This is a genomic window from Sphingobacteriia bacterium, assembly GCA_017304685.1.
Classification (GTDB): domain Bacteria; phylum Pseudomonadota; class Alphaproteobacteria; order Rickettsiales; family 33-17; genus JAFKLR01.
The window spans coordinates 519,891-535,341 of the sequence record JAFKLR010000004.1; the positions used below are offsets into that span (position 1 = coordinate 519,891).

16 protein-coding genes are annotated in these 15,451 nt (G+C 28.5%); 1 reads left to right on the forward strand and 15 read right to left on the reverse strand.

Annotation, left to right across the window (positions count from 1 at the left end; genetic code table 11):
* The first annotated feature begins 128 nt into the window (after positions 1-128).
* Complete coding sequence (locus J0H68_07925; GenBank protein ID MBN8828619.1) at positions 129-947, forward strand: hypothetical protein; 819 nt, start codon at positions 129-131, stop codon at positions 945-947.
* Positions 948-971: 24 nt separating this feature from the next.
* On the opposite strand, the gene rph is transcribed toward J0H68_07925, so the two are convergent.
* From rph to J0H68_08000, 15 genes are all read right to left on the reverse strand, one after another.
* Entirely contained in the window at positions 972-1,688 is a 717-nt protein-coding gene (rph, locus tag J0H68_07930; protein MBN8828620.1) for a ribonuclease PH, read from the reverse strand.
* A gap of 320 nt (positions 1,689-2,008) precedes the next feature.
* A complete protein-coding gene (locus J0H68_07935; GenBank protein MBN8828621.1) occupies positions 2,009-3,232 on the reverse strand; it encodes a HAMP domain-containing histidine kinase in 1,224 nt (407 codons plus the stop codon).
* A gap of 155 nt (positions 3,233-3,387) precedes the next feature.
* The gene (locus tag J0H68_07940; protein ID MBN8828622.1) at positions 3,388-4,848 is read right to left on the reverse strand and encodes a sodium:solute symporter family protein; all 1,461 of its coding nucleotides are present in this window, start codon (positions 4,846-4,848) and stop codon (positions 3,388-3,390) included.
* Between the two features lie 174 nt (positions 4,849-5,022).
* Positions 5,023-5,589 (reverse strand): nucleotide exchange factor GrpE, encoded by a 567-nt coding sequence (locus J0H68_07945; GenBank protein ID MBN8828623.1) that lies wholly within the window; start codon positions 5,587-5,589, stop codon positions 5,023-5,025.
* A gap of 73 nt (positions 5,590-5,662) precedes the next feature.
* Positions 5,663-6,448, reverse strand: a complete 786-nt coding sequence (locus J0H68_07950; GenBank protein MBN8828624.1) for a hypothetical protein — start codon at positions 6,446-6,448, stop codon at positions 5,663-5,665.
* A gap of 97 nt (positions 6,449-6,545) precedes the next feature.
* Positions 6,546-6,998, reverse strand: a complete 453-nt coding sequence (locus J0H68_07955; GenBank protein MBN8828625.1) for a lysozyme — start codon at positions 6,996-6,998, stop codon at positions 6,546-6,548.
* A gap of 3 nt (positions 6,999-7,001) precedes the next feature.
* Positions 7,002-7,190: a hypothetical protein gene (locus tag J0H68_07960; protein ID MBN8828626.1), complete on the reverse strand. Its 189-nt coding sequence runs from the start codon at positions 7,188-7,190 to the stop codon at positions 7,002-7,004.
* A gap of 260 nt (positions 7,191-7,450) precedes the next feature.
* Complete coding sequence (locus tag J0H68_07965) at positions 7,451-7,768, reverse strand: hypothetical protein (GenBank protein MBN8828627.1); 318 nt, start codon at positions 7,766-7,768, stop codon at positions 7,451-7,453.
* An 8-nt stretch (positions 7,769-7,776) separates the two neighbouring features.
* Positions 7,777-11,382: a glycoside hydrolase TIM-barrel-like domain-containing protein gene (locus J0H68_07970; protein MBN8828628.1), complete on the reverse strand. Its 3,606-nt coding sequence runs from the start codon at positions 11,380-11,382 to the stop codon at positions 7,777-7,779.
* A gap of 40 nt (positions 11,383-11,422) precedes the next feature.
* A complete protein-coding gene (locus tag J0H68_07975; protein ID MBN8828629.1) occupies positions 11,423-11,863 on the reverse strand; it encodes a hypothetical protein in 441 nt (146 codons plus the stop codon).
* Between the two features lie 6 nt (positions 11,864-11,869).
* Positions 11,870-12,709: a DUF2163 domain-containing protein gene (locus J0H68_07980; GenBank protein ID MBN8828630.1), complete on the reverse strand. Its 840-nt coding sequence runs from the start codon at positions 12,707-12,709 to the stop codon at positions 11,870-11,872.
* Positions 12,709-13,305 carry a DUF2460 domain-containing protein gene (locus J0H68_07985; GenBank protein MBN8828631.1) on the reverse strand — a complete coding sequence of 199 codons (597 nt, stop codon included), beginning with the start codon at positions 13,303-13,305 and terminating at the stop codon, positions 12,709-12,711. Before J0H68_07985 ends, J0H68_07980 begins: the two co-directional genes overlap by 1 nt.
* Positions 13,306-13,368: 63 nt before the next feature.
* Positions 13,369-13,605, reverse strand: a complete 237-nt coding sequence (locus J0H68_07990) for a hypothetical protein (GenBank protein MBN8828632.1) — start codon at positions 13,603-13,605, stop codon at positions 13,369-13,371.
* Between the two features lie 5 nt (positions 13,606-13,610).
* Positions 13,611-14,819 (reverse strand): hypothetical protein, encoded by a 1,209-nt coding sequence (locus J0H68_07995; protein MBN8828633.1) that lies wholly within the window; start codon positions 14,817-14,819, stop codon positions 13,611-13,613.
* Positions 14,820-14,897: 78 nt separating this feature from the next.
* Entirely contained in the window at positions 14,898-15,404 is a 507-nt protein-coding gene (locus J0H68_08000; GenBank protein MBN8828634.1) for a hypothetical protein, read from the reverse strand.
* Positions 15,405-15,451 lie beyond the last annotated feature (47 nt).

A 15,451-nucleotide genomic window follows, 5' to 3' on the forward strand; every position in this document is an offset into this window, starting at 1 on the left:
TTTTTAATTAAAAATTACATAATAGACAGTAATTTTAATAATAAAAGATAAATTTTTCTATAAACCTCTTATCAAAATCATTAAAAAGTGGTAGAGTGTTAAACCATTAAGAAACTATTGGGGGTTGTATGTTAAGCAGTTATATAGGTTTTTTTAGTGCTTTAAACTTTGAATATAATATGGTTACTGATAGAAAAATTTTAAAACCAGAGGAAAAAAAGAATTTAAAAACTCAGATCCTTTATAAAGCTTTTAATATCGACATGAAAATCAATTTATTTAAGCAAGCAGCTTTAAGGGCAATAAATAAAGATGATTATAAAAATTTTAATAAACTATATAACGACCAACGAGGATTAATTCCTATTAATGATAAAGAAAAATCTAAAGATATATTTTTATCATTAGCACCGGAATCAAAAATTATTAAAATGAATCCGTTAACTATTATTACCAGTTATAATTATTTAAATACTATTTTTAGAAGCGAGAAAATTAAACTTATCCATATGATTGTGCATGAAGTTTTAATTAATTACTTTTATGGATTATTATTTGGATATAAATACTATTATAAAGCATCTTTAGAAGCTATAAGAAATATTGATATGTATATAAAGCAATTTGAAAATTTAGAATTAAATAATGAGTATACCTTAATGATTCAAACCTTAAATGAAGCGCGTATTGTTAATTTATTAGATGCCGAAGTAAATTGTAATAAAGAATTACTTATTAAAACTATAGGCTCAAATGATTTCAATAAATATACTAATGATCTAAAGAGCTATGTACAAAATAAAGAATTTAATCCACAATTTGTTCTTGAATTTGCACAAAAATTATATGCTACTATTCGTAGTTATAAACAGTTAAAAGGTGAATCAAATAAATTAGGTTTTAGATATAATAATCAAGTATTAAATCAAACAATTAATTACTTATAAAATAATATTTTTAAAAATATTATTTTAATTTTTCAAAGCTTCTTTTTGCATTTCAATGAGTTTTTTTATTCCTTCTTCAGCAAATGATAACATTTGCATAAATTGTTCTTTTTTGAAAGGGTTTTCTTCGCCAGTAGCTTGAATTTCAATTAAATCACCATTTCCATTCATTACAAAATTAGAATCAACTTCTGCTTTACTATCTTCTTGATAATCTAAATCTATTATTACTTCATTATTTAAAATACCACATGACACAGCAGCTATTTCAGTAATGATTGGAAATTTATTTATTGTTTTTCTATTTAGAAGAGTTTTACATGCTTGATACAAAGCTATATATCCACCAGTAATTGCTGCAGTACGTGTTCCACCATCTGCTTGTATTACATCGCAATCAACAATGATTTGTCTTTCGCCTAGAGCAACTAAATCTACGGCATTTCTTAAAGATCTGCCTATTAATCTTTGGATTTCTTGAGTTCGTCCTGATTGTTTACCCTGGGCGGCTTCTCTTTTCATACGTGAATGAGTTGAACGAGGAAGCATTCCATATTCTGCTGTAACCCAACCATAACCTTTATTCTTTAAAAATGGAGGGACCATTTCATCAACGCTTGCTGTACAAAGTACATGTGTGTTTCCATACATTATAAGGCAGGAACCTTCAGCATGTGCTGAAACATTTGTTTGTATTTTAATTGGTCTTAATTCGTTACTAGATCTATTAAAAGAACGCATAAATCCTACCTTTTTTAATTTAATAAGGCGCATAATAAATTAATATTGGAAGAATGTCTATAAAGATAATATTAGTTAGGTTTTCGAGGAAAATTTTTGTAAAAACATTTTTTATTATGTTACAATTATGTGTTGAACTATTAATTATGTTAAGGAACAGAATAGTATCAAATTAAACATTATAAATTGGAAAGATGTATTGAGTTTAGGAAAAGCACGTTAACCTAAAAATATCTCTAATAACTTCTAGTGCTAATCTTCTTATGTAACCCTAATTATTTAAAATAAAATAGAGCGATAGTACAAAAGGATAGTTAGAATTAAGATGGTAAAATAAAGGAAAAAGTTGCTCCTTTATTTTTATTATTTTTAGCCCAAATTTTTCCTAAATGGGTTTCAATTATTTTACGTGAAACTGAAAGACTAAGGCCTCGTCCACTTGCAGGAGATTTAGTACGAGTACTTTGTGAAAATGGGTCAAAAATAACTTCGAGTTCTTCTTCAGGAATACCAATTCCTTCATCTGAAATTGAAACTATAATCCCTTTAATTACACTGCCATCATCTTTTAATTCTTTTCCATATTTAACATTAATTGAAATAATACCTTCACTTGTATATTTAATTGCATTTCCAAGTAAATTTCTAATTACTTGTTTAACTTTAAATCTATCTCCTTCAATGATAGGAAAAGGTATATTACAGTTAAGTGCAATATTAATATTTTTCTTTAATTTTATTATTTCACTTTCTTCCATTACCTCTTTTATTATTTCTTCAAGGTTAAATTTTTCCAAGTTTAAATGAATTTTTCCAGTTTCAAATTTGGAAAGATCAAATATATTACTTACAAATGTATAAAATCTATCAACTGCATTATTAAGTTTTTTTAAAATCTCTATTTTTTTATCTTCAGAAAAATCATTCCAATGTTCGTATAAAGCTTTACAATAGGCAATTATGCCTGTTATGGGGGTTCTAATTTCATGATTGAGATTTGCTAAAAATTCTTTTTTAATTAATAGTGCTTCCTCAAGCTCACGCGTTCTTTCTTTTACTCTTTTTTCAAGCATATCTACTACAGACTTTTGAATAGATTCTCTATTACGAGAAAACAACATGCCTATAAGGGTTGAAAAAAATGTTACATAAATGAATAGGTAAAACTTATGGGGGTTATTAAATATTATTTTGATATTTTCATAGCCTACTAATTTTGTATATAATATATATCCTAAGCTAATTCCTACTGCAAGTAATGCAATAAAGCTTATCCAATCCACTAGCATTGCAAGAAGAAATAATGAAAGAGCTATGTTTATTAACCATTCATATGAGCCATTATTATAAAGAAATAAAAATGAAGTTAAAAATGGCAAAGAATACATTAAAGTTAAATGCCAATATAAAGGTAAGTAATTAGTAAATGGCTTGCTCCACATATCGTGGATGATAAGCCCAAAGGCAAGAATACCTGCAATAAACCTTAATATTATCGATATGTCCTGCTGCATAAAAGTTATTGAATTATTAGCAGACCACATAAAATAAGGAATGAAAAAACTTGCAATAGCAAATATACCAAAAGATTTATAGTGAGCCCCATAATATGAGACTCTTCTATTTGAAAACCTTAATACATTATTGAAATTAGGAATATATTTGTAGTAATTGCTTTGTAAGTATCTTAACTTAGGTGTTATACTCCAACCATTTTTTTTTGAGGGTCAAATCCTTCAAAATTTTCCTGAAGTACATTAGGTTTATAAAGTTTTTCAGGTGCTAATTTATGATAATATAAACTAGCTAAAGTAAATACCGTTAAATTAGTAGCTAATGCCGGCATTACACTATCTACACCAGTTCTTGCTTCAATATCAAAAATTGCCCATATCACTACAGTAGTAAGACCGCCAAGTGCGCCTAAAATAAATGTTTTAGCATTTGATCTAATTCCTAGTACTGCTCCATAAAGAGGTACTACCATAACTGCTCCCCATAATACCCATGATTTAATCATTGCTTCAGTAATACTTTTGAATTGAATAGCAAATATAATAGATAAACATCCAATGGTTAAAGTTGAAAGTTTAGTAATGAATAATTCTTGCTTACTACTTAAAGGAGTTTTGCGAGATGGATTAACAATATCATGAATTATCGCGACACTTGAATTATTTAAATAAGAATCTGCAGTCGACATAACAACTGCGAGTAATCCTGCTATACCTAATCCTTTTATTCCTAATGGAAGATAATTATTTATTACAAAATATAAAACTTTATTTGGATCTAAATTAGGGTTTAAAACAAGCGCAGAAAGTGCAGTTTGACCGCATATAATATAGAAAAGTAACATTACAAAAGCTGTAGCTTTAAATGAACTTACAATTTGATTTCTATCTCTTGCCATTAAAACTCTTTGAATCAAACAGGAATCCCAAAAAGGAATAGCGAAGAAGAAAAATAAAGTTAAATATTCAATAGGTTTTCCATAATTTGGAAATAATTTAAAATGTTCGGCTGGTACATTATCAAGTAATACCTTGTATCCACCAACTTGTCCTAGTGCAACATTTGCAATTAAAGGAATTGCTACTACAAAAAATGCAAATTGAAGTACGTCAGTATAAGTTACAGCTTTTATTCCACCAAAAGAGGAGTAAGCAACAACAATACCTGCTCCGATCATAATTCCAAGTACTGGCGAAATATCAAAAAACTCATTAAATAAATAACCAACTGCACGTATTTGAGAGCCTACCATTCCAATACTGCAAATCGCTACACAGATACCAGCAATTGTTCTAACTTTTGGACCATACCAACGCGTTAGCATTTCAGCCGTACTTAATGAACCTTTAAACTTTATTATTTTAGGAGCGAGTAATTGAAAAATAAAAATTGCAACTACACCACCTAGGAAGATGAAAATCCAAACAATACCAAATTGATAAACTTTTTCATGGGTTCCAATTGCAGAACCAGCTCCAATCCAAGTAGCTGTAATTGTTGCGGTTAAAGTTGAGGTAGAAAATTTATAATCTCCTACTGCATATTCTTTCATATTTTTGATATTACGACCAGCATACATACCAATAAAAAGAGTTGTAGCAAGGTAAAGAAGCACAATTATTGAGTCAAAGTTTAAATGCTCCATAAGATTCTACCTATAAAATAGTTAATAATTTTTCATATTAAATTAACTTTATTTTTTTTTCAATAATAGATTGAAAAAATTTAATAATATATTAATTTTTGGGATTGTTAAAATTAAAAAAGCTTAAAGATTTTTCTTTAAGCTTTTTTATTATGATATGATTTTAATTTTGTATTAGCTTTCTTTTACAACCATAACCATTGCTGGACGAAGAACACGGTCGTGTAGCATATAACCGTTTTGTAATACTTGGCCAATAGTGCCGGCGGGAAGTTCGTTATTTTCGATCTGACTTACGGCTTGATGTAAGTTATGATCAAAAGCATCGCCGAGTTTTGGTTGAACAATAATAATTTTGTGTTTTTCAAAAGCATTATGTAATTCTTTTTGAGTCATTACAACGCCTTCTAATATGCTTTTAATAACTTTGTCTTCAATTTTATCAATATCGAAATTAGAAAGAGCTCTAAAAAGATTTTCAGATACATTAATAAGATCTTTGGCAAAGCTTGATACAGCATATTTTGCAGTATCTTCAATTTGCTTTTCCATTCTTTTACGTAAGTTTTCACTTTCAGCAACAGCTCTTAATAATTGATCTTTAAGTTGATTTATTTGTTCTTGAGCTTTATTTGAAGGTTCAGGAGATTCTGAAACTTCTTCTGGTTGAGCTTCGCTTGCATTTTCTTTTTCTTGATTTTCTTCAGAAGAGTTAAGTTCTTGATCTTTAATATTATCCATAAAAAATACCATATAAATTAAACTGTTTGTTAATTAATATGGTATTTAAAAATGGTTTTTTCAAGGGGTGATATTATTTTTTAGGTAAAGTTTGAGCAATATTTTTGATTTTTACCTGTATTTTTTCTCTAATATTATTATTTGATAAATTATTAAATATTTCATGAGCCTTACCGGTTATTTGAAGCGCAAGGTCGGGCCTGAATCTATTTAATAAAAATCCACCACCAATAAAGCCTAAGGTTAATAACATACCTTTTATTACAGGCTTATTAAATTTAGAAATGAAAGAGTTAACTTGATATGAATAATATCTTAGCTTTGATAAATTTTTCAAATCTTCAAGAGCTTTACTTTTGTTAGTAATATCTTGTTCAGTAAGGCTTATTCCAAGTTTAACCTTTCGATCTACTTCTTTTATAGAATGCATAATACCGTATAAATCATGCTTGAATTTATTAGCTCTTTTAAAATTTTCTAAGCAGTTAAGTCGTGCTTTAAATAACTCGTTTGTTTGGAGGTCAATAATATTACCTTTATATTTTAATGCTTTATCAAAATAATATAATGCTTGTTCGTATTTTCGTGCAAAAGCTAATGCTTTAGCTTTTCCTGCATAAATATCCAAAAGTGTCAGTTCATTTGAAGCGTTACTAAAATATTTTAATGCATTATCAAAACATTTAATTGCTTGATTATTTTTGGTTGCATCTACCAATTTTTCACCCATAACAAAATAAATATCTGCCTTATAAGGATCTAATTTAAGTGCTTTATTTAAATAATGTATATTTTCGGGATATGACTTATTTTCAGCTAAATCAAAAAACTCCCGAGCCATTCTTTTATTTCTTTTCATATTATAAACCTATATAATTAATTGGTTAACATAATAACTAATTATTAACTAAATGTCAATAAATGTTTAATTGTTGTTTTTCATAAATTTCAATAATTTAAATTATACCTTTATACATTAACCCTTCAAAATAGCGTCTTTTTATAAGCCCTGGAAGTTTTCTACCGCTTGCGAAAACCCATTTGTTAAGTTCAAATGGTACAGTTTCATGTTCTAAGCGGTTAATTTTTTGCCTTAAACTTGAGCGTTGTAAAGCACCACCCCCGACATTGAAGGTAAAAGATAGAATTGCAATGAATTGTGGATGAGTTAATGGAGCGTAGATATTTCTAAAGATTGAATCCCTTATTTTATTTAAATCATTTTCGAGGATTCGATCAGCCTCGTCATTTGTAATTTTTTGAAATGAGTCTGGTTTATATTGTTCTTCTTGAGTAATAACGTGTCCGTATCCAATGGTTCTAATTCCAGCAGGGCATGTATACGGAGTAAGCGATAATCCTTCAAACTGCTTGATGAAGCTAGTTGCCTTTTCATCAATTTCATACATTTGTTACCTATTTTTGAATTTACTAATTGTTCTTTGTCCAAAATAAAAGCTAATTATTCCGGCAAAAATTGCCTGATCTTCAACTGTCCAAAGAATTTCTATATATTTAAAAACTGGAGCAGAATTAAGAATAAAAGATGCTTGGAGATATTTAACGTAGACATAAAGTAAGAAAAAGGAATAAGCGAGAATTGGCCTTACTGAGCCATTAAAAGCATCTACCCATTTTACATTTGTTTTATAAGTTGAATAAAGTTCTTTAAGTTCAATAGAATCACTTATTATTTTTATTTCTTCTAAATGTTCTTTAATGCCCATTTTTTGCATTTCGATTTGTTTATCAAGAATTTTTAGTTCATGATTTTTATCAGAAACATCTCGAAACATACTAAGTAGATAAGGCATAAGAGAGCCTAAGAAACCTGCAAGGGCTGCAAATAAACTTATCATATTTATTTCTCTATTTTTTCCCAATTATTATTTTTAAATTGGTAAGGTTCGTTACTAATAAAAGCAGTAAAAAAGTTAGTTGGTTTTATAAAGCTCCAGCCTTCATAAAAAATTGCAATATGATTATTAGTAGATTTTTTGTCATCTTTAATAATAAAATTGTCACCATTTTCAGGGTTTTCAGGTAAGTTTTTTATAAAACTTTTGATTAACCGAGAATGTAAAAAGTCTATAATTATCATATTATGATTGATTGTTAATTCTTTACCATTTTGGTTTATGTTTAAAAATTTTAAACCATAATTAATTGTTTGATTCATAAATCCTCTTATAAATTAATTGTTAAATTTTCACCTTTACCAAAGCTTTCAGAAATTTGGTAAATAGTAAGTTTTGTAGGAATTTGAGGAAATTGTGATTTGTTAAATTCAAGAAAATTATTATGTGTATTTACAGAAAAAATAAGTGTGTCGTTATTATAAAATTCGATTAAATATTCTTCTCTAGTTTCACCTAAGGGAACACTTATATTGTCTTTTAATGTGATAGGAATTCGGCTGCGTCTTAGCCAAGTTATTTTAGTTTTATCATTATTATATTCAATATTATGTAGTATTGGAGAAAGGGGTTTTAAGTTTAAGGCTTTAATACAATATTCATGGGTTGGAAGTGATTGTAAATCATCACCTGAAATTGCAATTTTATATTTAACATTTGCTCTAATTTTCTCAGTTGGTAAATTTAATGTTACCACCGCTTTATTAAGTAAAATAAAACGTGTACCAATTTCATGTGATTGAACGCTTGAAATTTCACTATTAAATCCACGAATAATATTTGATAAAATATAATGATTGTCATTTATAAGCTCACATTTTTGAAAACCGATTACTTCGTTTCCTATTACCGCAAATTGAAATTCATTTTCTATTTCTTCAATTTCACCGTTAATTAATACAACTTCAATTTTTTCATGAGTATTGATTACAAAGGCTGAAGATTTTTTTAAATCTGAAATAATATGACCAATGGTACCTTCAATAGGTATTGAAGTAATATATTCTAAATTATCTGCCTCATATATTTGTATACCATTCCATGAAGACCCTAAAGAACAAGCACTTAAATTAATTTTTATTTTATCATTATTATTTTCATTTAAATTTGGAATCTCAAATAGATGAAAAATTACATCTTCATTATTTGATAAAAGATTTATAGAATGATTTTTTTTAGAAAGTTTTTGTGCGTCATAAAGGCTTGGTTCATCTTGCGAAGCTGTAATTTCAATTTCAAAATTTGCACCAATACTTACCTTTATTATTCTAAGTAAAAAATCTCTATTTGCAAATTTTACAGAAACTATATCGCCTGGTTCTAAAAAAATATATTTTATAGGTAATTTAAAATTAAAACTATTTTGCTCAAGCCATGAAGTAAATAAGGTAATTTCTGCAACACGCTTTGCTTGAAGATCACTTAAAACAATTGGTAAATTTATATTCTCTTTATTTTGGGTATTTTTAATATCACGAGAAGCAGATTTAATTGATTGTTGATAATCAAGCTCCTTACTTAAATAAATAACATCTACTTTATAGGGTAAATCGATTTCTTGTTTACGCGTAGCAGTAATATTAGGGGTATTTGCATCTGTAAATATTAATTCCTCATTATTAATCTCTATAGGTATTTTGTTTGTTCTTGGAATAAATTTAATTATCCCTTCACTTTCAATAACATCAAAAAAGAATGCGCTTGCAAGAGTTTCAATTGCATTTCTTGCTGTCATTTGTTCAGGTAAAACAAACCCTTCAATAGTTTGGTTAAGCCTTGTCACATCAATATGATTTATATCAATTCCAGATTTCACACAAAGATCTGCAACCACTTGTGCTAAAGAAGTTTTACCTAATTTTCCATTAACCCAGTGTCCGGTTGCCCATAAATCACCATCGCTCCAAAGTTGTTTTAAATCTGGCCAATAAGGGAAGGGGCGAGCATCAAAACACCATAAAAAACTTTGCTCAATATATTCTTGTGATTTTATAAATTTTAAACTAGCAAGAATTGCTGTACGCTGAGCGATAAAATCAATGTTTCCTTTAGAATATTTTGGTAAACCGCCATCAACAGATTTCGGATCATAAAATACGTTGGGTTGATTAGTGCAAGAGTCAACTGAAGGAAAACCAAATTCAGTAAACCAAAATTTTTTCATTTTTGGTTGCCACTTTGTTCTATCACCCTTTGGATTATAATGATAATTTTCCCACCAATATTTAATATTTTTTATAGCATATTTAGAGTCTAATTTCTTTTTAATATTATGATCGTAGTAGTAATCATAGCATTCACCACTCGTAAAACTTTGTATAATGGAATCTATATCATAATCTTTTTGAGGCCCTTCTGTTAATGGGAAATAGGCATCAATACCTACCATATCAATATGTTCACTTGCCCATAATTCATCTAGGTTATAAAACCCACCATCTGTATGATGGTATTCTGACCAATCAGCAGCATAAGTAACTAGAACATCTTTCCCTAAAATTTCTTTTACTTGTTTTGCAAGTTTAATAAGCTCTTTAACGGCTAAAAAATTATTGTTTTTATCTTTAATTTTTGTAATTCCAATTAATTCGGAACCAATTGCAAAAGCATCAATTTTGCCTTTAACTAAATTTGCATAATGAAGAATAAATTCGTTATAACCATTTTTATCATTAAAAAATTTTACTATATCTTCATTTTTACCAGTAATTCTTCCACGCCATGGTTTTCCTTCTATATCAACCATAATTAATGGGTAAAATAAAACTTTTAGGTTCCGTGCTTTTAATTCTGTTATGTGATTTAAAATACTTCTATCGCTAGGAGTTCCACCAAACCTTATAAGATTATCTTTATCAAAATTTATTTGGTAAGCTTTTTTTCTGGTAAAATTTGCAACTTCCCATGGGTAGGGAAAATTTTCTGCATCTTTATACTCTACACCGGGCAATATTTTGGCTGTATGTATATCTAATGAATTTGTAAACCAAGAACAAGTAAGTGAGGTCCATTTTAAATTAGGGCACGTTTCTTGTAACTGATTAAGTGCAATTACTGCATCGGGCTTAAATTCATTATTATTTACATTAATTGTATTTCTCTTTCCTTTTTGTATCCATTTATTATTTCGATATTCACCAAATGATTTAGTTACTTTTTCGGTTTCATAAACAAATTCGCCAGAGGCGGGCATTATAACCATTCCATCAATTAAATTTTCTACTTCTTCAAAATTAGGAACATCAATTTTTGGTTTGTAAGCTACTTCAAAAGTAAAATTAGGAATTCGATTACCAAAATCAGTAAGCGGAAAATTTTCAATTACAATATAAGATAATCCTCTATACGAAGGTGTTTTACCTTTGCCTTCAATTGATTCAATTAATGAATCAGGTAATTGACTATTATCTCCTTTATAAAAGCGATAAGCTAAATTTTGTAGATTTAGTAATTTAGTATCAGCCCATATTTTAGTAACATTATCAATAGGACCTTTGCAAATACTTATAGCAATGGTTGCATAATATTTATATTCTGAATAAGTTTGAGATATTTTTTTTCCACCACCTTTACCAACTCGCGCTGATTGGGTGTGGTGTTCAATTGATTCATGAATGGGTAGTGCCCAAATTATATTTCCTGCAATTCTAATATTGCCATAAACTTGAGGAATAGGAGAACCATAAGCTGAGCTTTGGATTAATAAATCTTGTAATCTAAAACCTTGGGTTTTTGGTATTGATCTTGTACCAAAAATTTTAGAGTCAACGCTATTTCCTAAATACGATCCAAGGAAATATCCACTAGCCTGACCAAGTATCCCAAAGCTTGCTCCTAAAGCAGATGAAGCTATGGTGCCAAGTACTATTGATGCCATAAAATTATATTCCTAAATGTAATTTTTAATTATTATCTGATTATTTTTTGAGAGTTGGAAAGTTATACACAGCTACAAGTCTTTCTTTCCATTCGTAATTTAAATGATGTTCGACAACTTTTTTTGCAGGTAAAAAGCTATGAATTATACCTAATTCATGTAGATCGTAATTACTTATGATTCCTACATGCTGAGGAAATTCAGAGATCCTGAATAAGGCTATGTCACTTATAGAAATATCTTTAATATCTTTCTTTATAAGATAGTGATTTAATTTTTCTTCTAATAAATAATTATTAGGTAGTTTTGAATATCCGCTTTCATCATAAATATTAATTCCTAATTCTTTTGCTATGCCTATAATCAAGCCAATGCAATCGCATCCACCTTTATTATTACCATTTTGTTTTATTCTTCCTTGATGATGAAATTTAGTTCCAATCCAGCTACGAGCGGTTAAAATAATGTCTTCTTTATTCATAAAGATTTATAATGTTCCCGGTGTTTTAAAAACTTGGTCAATTCCTGGTACGTGAGGCTCACCACGAAAATTAATTGCGTTATTAAAGGTATTACAGCAAGTAGTAAAAGTTTTATCGCATCCTATTGTAATTTTAAATTCATCTTCTATTAATATTTTATATGGAAGGGGAGTAGCTAATATTATTTGATCATTAAAATATGATCTAATTTCAATTTTTATATTTTTATTATCACCGCTTATAAATTCAATAAGTCCATAATCAAAAAAGCCGATTGGTTTTTTAAGGTTTGTGCTAAATATAAGATACGGGTTATCTACTGCAATAACTTTAGATGTATTACTAAAATCATTAGTATTAATCCCACATTCGTTACTGCCAAATTTGGCTCTACACATAGGAGAATATATTTCACCTAAAACTTGATCGGTTTTTTGGGATAAACTTTTAAGCTCTGCAGAAAAATGATTGTTATTACAATTTATCTCCCCAATAAATCCGTGATTAATTATTATTTTGCCAATTGATGGGTTTGTATAATCAATTTGAAAAATAGTAACTTCAGCAAAATCATATTTTCCTGCTAAAATCTCATCATTTCTAATATTTTCATGTGATAATATTCCTTGAATATTTAAATTGTTTGGAGTTAGTCCAAGTTCATTTGCAAACGCAGAAGCTTCAAAACTTTGACAGGAATTATATATTATTTCATTTATTACTAAATCTTTTTCATGATCTGTAAAATAAAGAATTAATCCATCCTTTCGTTTTATTTCAATGCAATTACAAAGAGTAGTAATAGAATTAGTATAAGAATTTATAAGTTTTCCAATGTTGCGCATTATTTAATCTCTATTAAGTGAATATCATCAATAATTAAATGATTATCGGAATGGAGAGTGATGTTTAATTTGTCATTATCAAAACGAACTAAAACATCAAATTCAAAGTCTGCAAAAATCGAAATACCTTTTTTAGGTGGAGTTTTAAAACTTATTAAACCCTTTTCATAATCAATAATATTATCTGTTTCTAGTTTATCATTTAGGAAAATTTTGACTGTATTATGAACTGGTTTTGTTATAACCCTAACTTCTTCATTTTCTCCAATTTTATATCTCTTTATTAATTGGAAAGAAGTCGTAATTCCATTTCCGATACCAATTAATTGGTTTGTTGCTATGTAATCTATATGGTCTTTAAATCTAAAAGGAATGGCTTTACCTTTCTTAGCTCTAAAAAAGTTTAGAACTTTTATAGCGTCTTCTTTTGATTTAATTCCATAAGATAAATTGTATTTGCATCGTGCGCTTTCCCAAACGATATTTCTTTGCTCTTTACCATTTTGCATAGTAACGATGTTTGTGGCAAATTCTGGCCCACCTATGGCACCAAACGAAATATCTTCAGGAAAACGATTATTTAAATCGTTTTTCATAAGAGTAATCATTATATTTTGTTAAATTTATTAAGAGAAAGAAGAAGCTTTAGCTTTTTAAAATTATCTACTTAAAGCTTCGTTTTGTTGTCTGCCTACCGTTTTCTCAAATCTGATACTCGCTGATGGGTCATGAGTATACTGAATATTTTTACCTTGAAGAGTTTTACTGGCTTGATTAAAAATTTTTAAATCTTCGGGACTAGCTTTATTAAAAAATTCCTTTGCAGCTGCAATTGCATATTTTGCCACATCAGATGGAACTGAATTTTGTAATTTAGTAGTTGGTAAATTAGCCATATATATTATCTACCTTTTTGTTTACCCGATGGAGGTTTTGGTAAGTTATTTTCCTGAATAACTTCTTGAGCATCTCCAACATTTTTAGCTGCATTTATCAATTTTTGCAAGTTTTTATCGATATTTTTAGCAGCATCAGCTAACTTTTTCATTTGCTCATCTTTAATAGAGTTATTCACTCCGTGAATTGCTTGGCTCATATCTTTAGCAGCTTCAATTAAAGGTTTTGTACTAATCTCGCTAGAAGGAGTAACGTTAATTTTTGCCTGGATAATAGGTTTTTTAACGTTAGTTTCTGTAGTTTTTTGAGGTTCAGGAGTTTCAACTTTTTCTTGAGTTGATGATTTTTGATTTGCAGCATCATTAACTTTTTGAATTGCGTCACTCATGCTTTTAGCAGAATCAATTAAAGGCTTAACACTCATTTCGTTAGATTTAATAGTTGTAATCTTAGCTTGAATGGTTGTTTTTTTTGTATTTTCTTGATTAGGTACATTTTGTGCTGTACTAGTAACTGGACTTAATTCTTCACTAAACCCTTTTTTAGCTGTACTCATTACCATTGGTTGAGGCTTTGCTTGAACCTTTTTAGCGTTATTAGTTTTTACTTCTTCGCTGCGCAACGTTGTATCAGAATTTAATTCACGTTCATCGCTATTAATTTCGCGTTCACCGCTATGTAGCTGACGTTCTGACTTAAATTGTTGCATCATTTTATCACTAAATGGGTTTTGCCCAATACCGTCTCTCGTGATACAAACAGGTTTACCATTTTTATATATTACGGTAGTAGTACCAGCAGCTTTTGCGCTTATTTTTTTACCGTTTGAATCAATCAAAAGGTTTGGTACTTTAATACTTCCACTAAAATTACCCTCAACATGGGCAGTTATTTTACCATCTTTCTCTTTTCTTTCGATAACTTTACCGGTTTTACCGACAAATTCATAACCTCTAACTATTTTCTGAGGTTTAAGTGTTTGGGAAGTTTTTGAAATAGAAAGATCAATAGCTACTTTAAGTTTATCGTTTTCAATAATTAAACCTTTATTTTCTGCTCTAGCTTGCTCAAACATGTTGGTAAAAGTTTTAGCATAACTACCTAAGGTATTGAGAATATTATCAAAAATTGAAATATCGTTTTGTACTTCAAGTTCACTTTCAAATTCTGGCCCGAAAATATTTCCCTTATTATTTCTCTTGTTTTTAGCCATGATTAGTCTCCATGTTTTAACTACATAATATAATTAAAACATGAAAACGTTAAGAATTAGTTAATTTATTAACTAATGTTAGACAGCGCCAGAAACTTTGTTCTTTGTTTCTTTAACATTACTATTAACAGTTTCATTTGTTAAATTTTTGCTAACAATTTGATCGTATTTATTAATATTATTTGAAACGATTAATAATTTATTAATTAGTTTGTCTGCTTTAATTCCGCTAACTGTATTTTCAGCAATCTTTCTTATAATAATTTTATAATGTAATTTATTTTCAATAATCCTATTTTGTGAAAAATCTTGCGCAAAAGAATTTATTGATGCAATAAATAGTTCTTTAATAACTGATGTAAGTTCATTATTGTGAAAATCAATTTCATACGCATCACAAAAACTTTTGAAATTCTTTCTAATTTCTTTTTTAAATTCATTATAATAATCTCTTAGTTCACGCTCGAAGATTTTATTAAGACCTTGCTTAGTTTCAAAAGCTATACAGAAATCACGAAACTTTGCGAAATTAGTTTCATCATCAAAAACTTCTTTTATAAGTTTTGTTCTTGGACTATCGTACATTTCGACTCCTAAAATTACAGTTAGTGGATCAATAAGTTATTGATATA

Bases quoted from the DNA above. Each gene is read 5' to 3' on its own strand.
- J0H68_07980 (MBN8828630.1), bottom strand. From the start codon at position 12,709: ATGCGCAACATTGGAAAACTTATAAATTCTTATACTAATTCTATTACT.
- J0H68_07985 (MBN8828631.1), bottom strand. From the start codon at position 13,305: ATGAAAAACGATTTAAATAATCGTTTTCCTGAAGATATTTCGTTTGGT.
- J0H68_07935 (MBN8828621.1), bottom strand. From the start codon at position 3,232: ATGTGGTCTGCTAATAATTCAATAACTTTTATGCAGCAGGACATATCG.
- J0H68_07965 (MBN8828627.1), bottom strand. From the start codon at position 7,768: ATGAATCAAACAATTAATTATGGTTTAAAATTTTTAAACATAAACCAA.
- J0H68_07975 (MBN8828629.1), bottom strand. From the start codon at position 11,863: ATGAATAAAGAAGACATTATTTTAACCGCTCGTAGCTGGATTGGAACT.
- J0H68_08000 (MBN8828634.1), bottom strand. From the start codon at position 15,404: ATGTACGATAGTCCAAGAACAAAACTTATAAAAGAAGTTTTTGATGAT.
- J0H68_07945 (MBN8828623.1), bottom strand. From the start codon at position 5,589: ATGGATAATATTAAAGATCAAGAACTTAACTCTTCTGAAGAAAATCAA.
- J0H68_07955 (MBN8828625.1), bottom strand. From the start codon at position 6,998: ATGTATGAAATTGATGAAAAGGCAACTAGCTTCATCAAGCAGTTTGAA.
- rph (MBN8828620.1), bottom strand. From the start codon at position 1,688: ATGCGTTCTTTTAATAGATCTAGTAACGAATTAAGACCAATTAAAATA.
- J0H68_07950 (MBN8828624.1), bottom strand. From the start codon at position 6,448: ATGAAAAGAAATAAAAGAATGGCTCGGGAGTTTTTTGATTTAGCTGAA.
- J0H68_07925 (MBN8828619.1), top strand. From the start codon at position 129: ATGTTAAGCAGTTATATAGGTTTTTTTAGTGCTTTAAACTTTGAATAT.
- J0H68_07940 (MBN8828622.1), bottom strand. From the start codon at position 4,848: ATGGAGCATTTAAACTTTGACTCAATAATTGTGCTTCTTTACCTTGCT.
- J0H68_07995 (MBN8828633.1), bottom strand. From the start codon at position 14,819: ATGGCTAAAAACAAGAGAAATAATAAGGGAAATATTTTCGGGCCAGAA.
- J0H68_07990 (MBN8828632.1), bottom strand. From the start codon at position 13,605: ATGGCTAATTTACCAACTACTAAATTACAAAATTCAGTTCCATCTGAT.
- J0H68_07970 (MBN8828628.1), bottom strand. From the start codon at position 11,382: ATGGCATCAATAGTACTTGGCACCATAGCTTCATCTGCTTTAGGAGCA.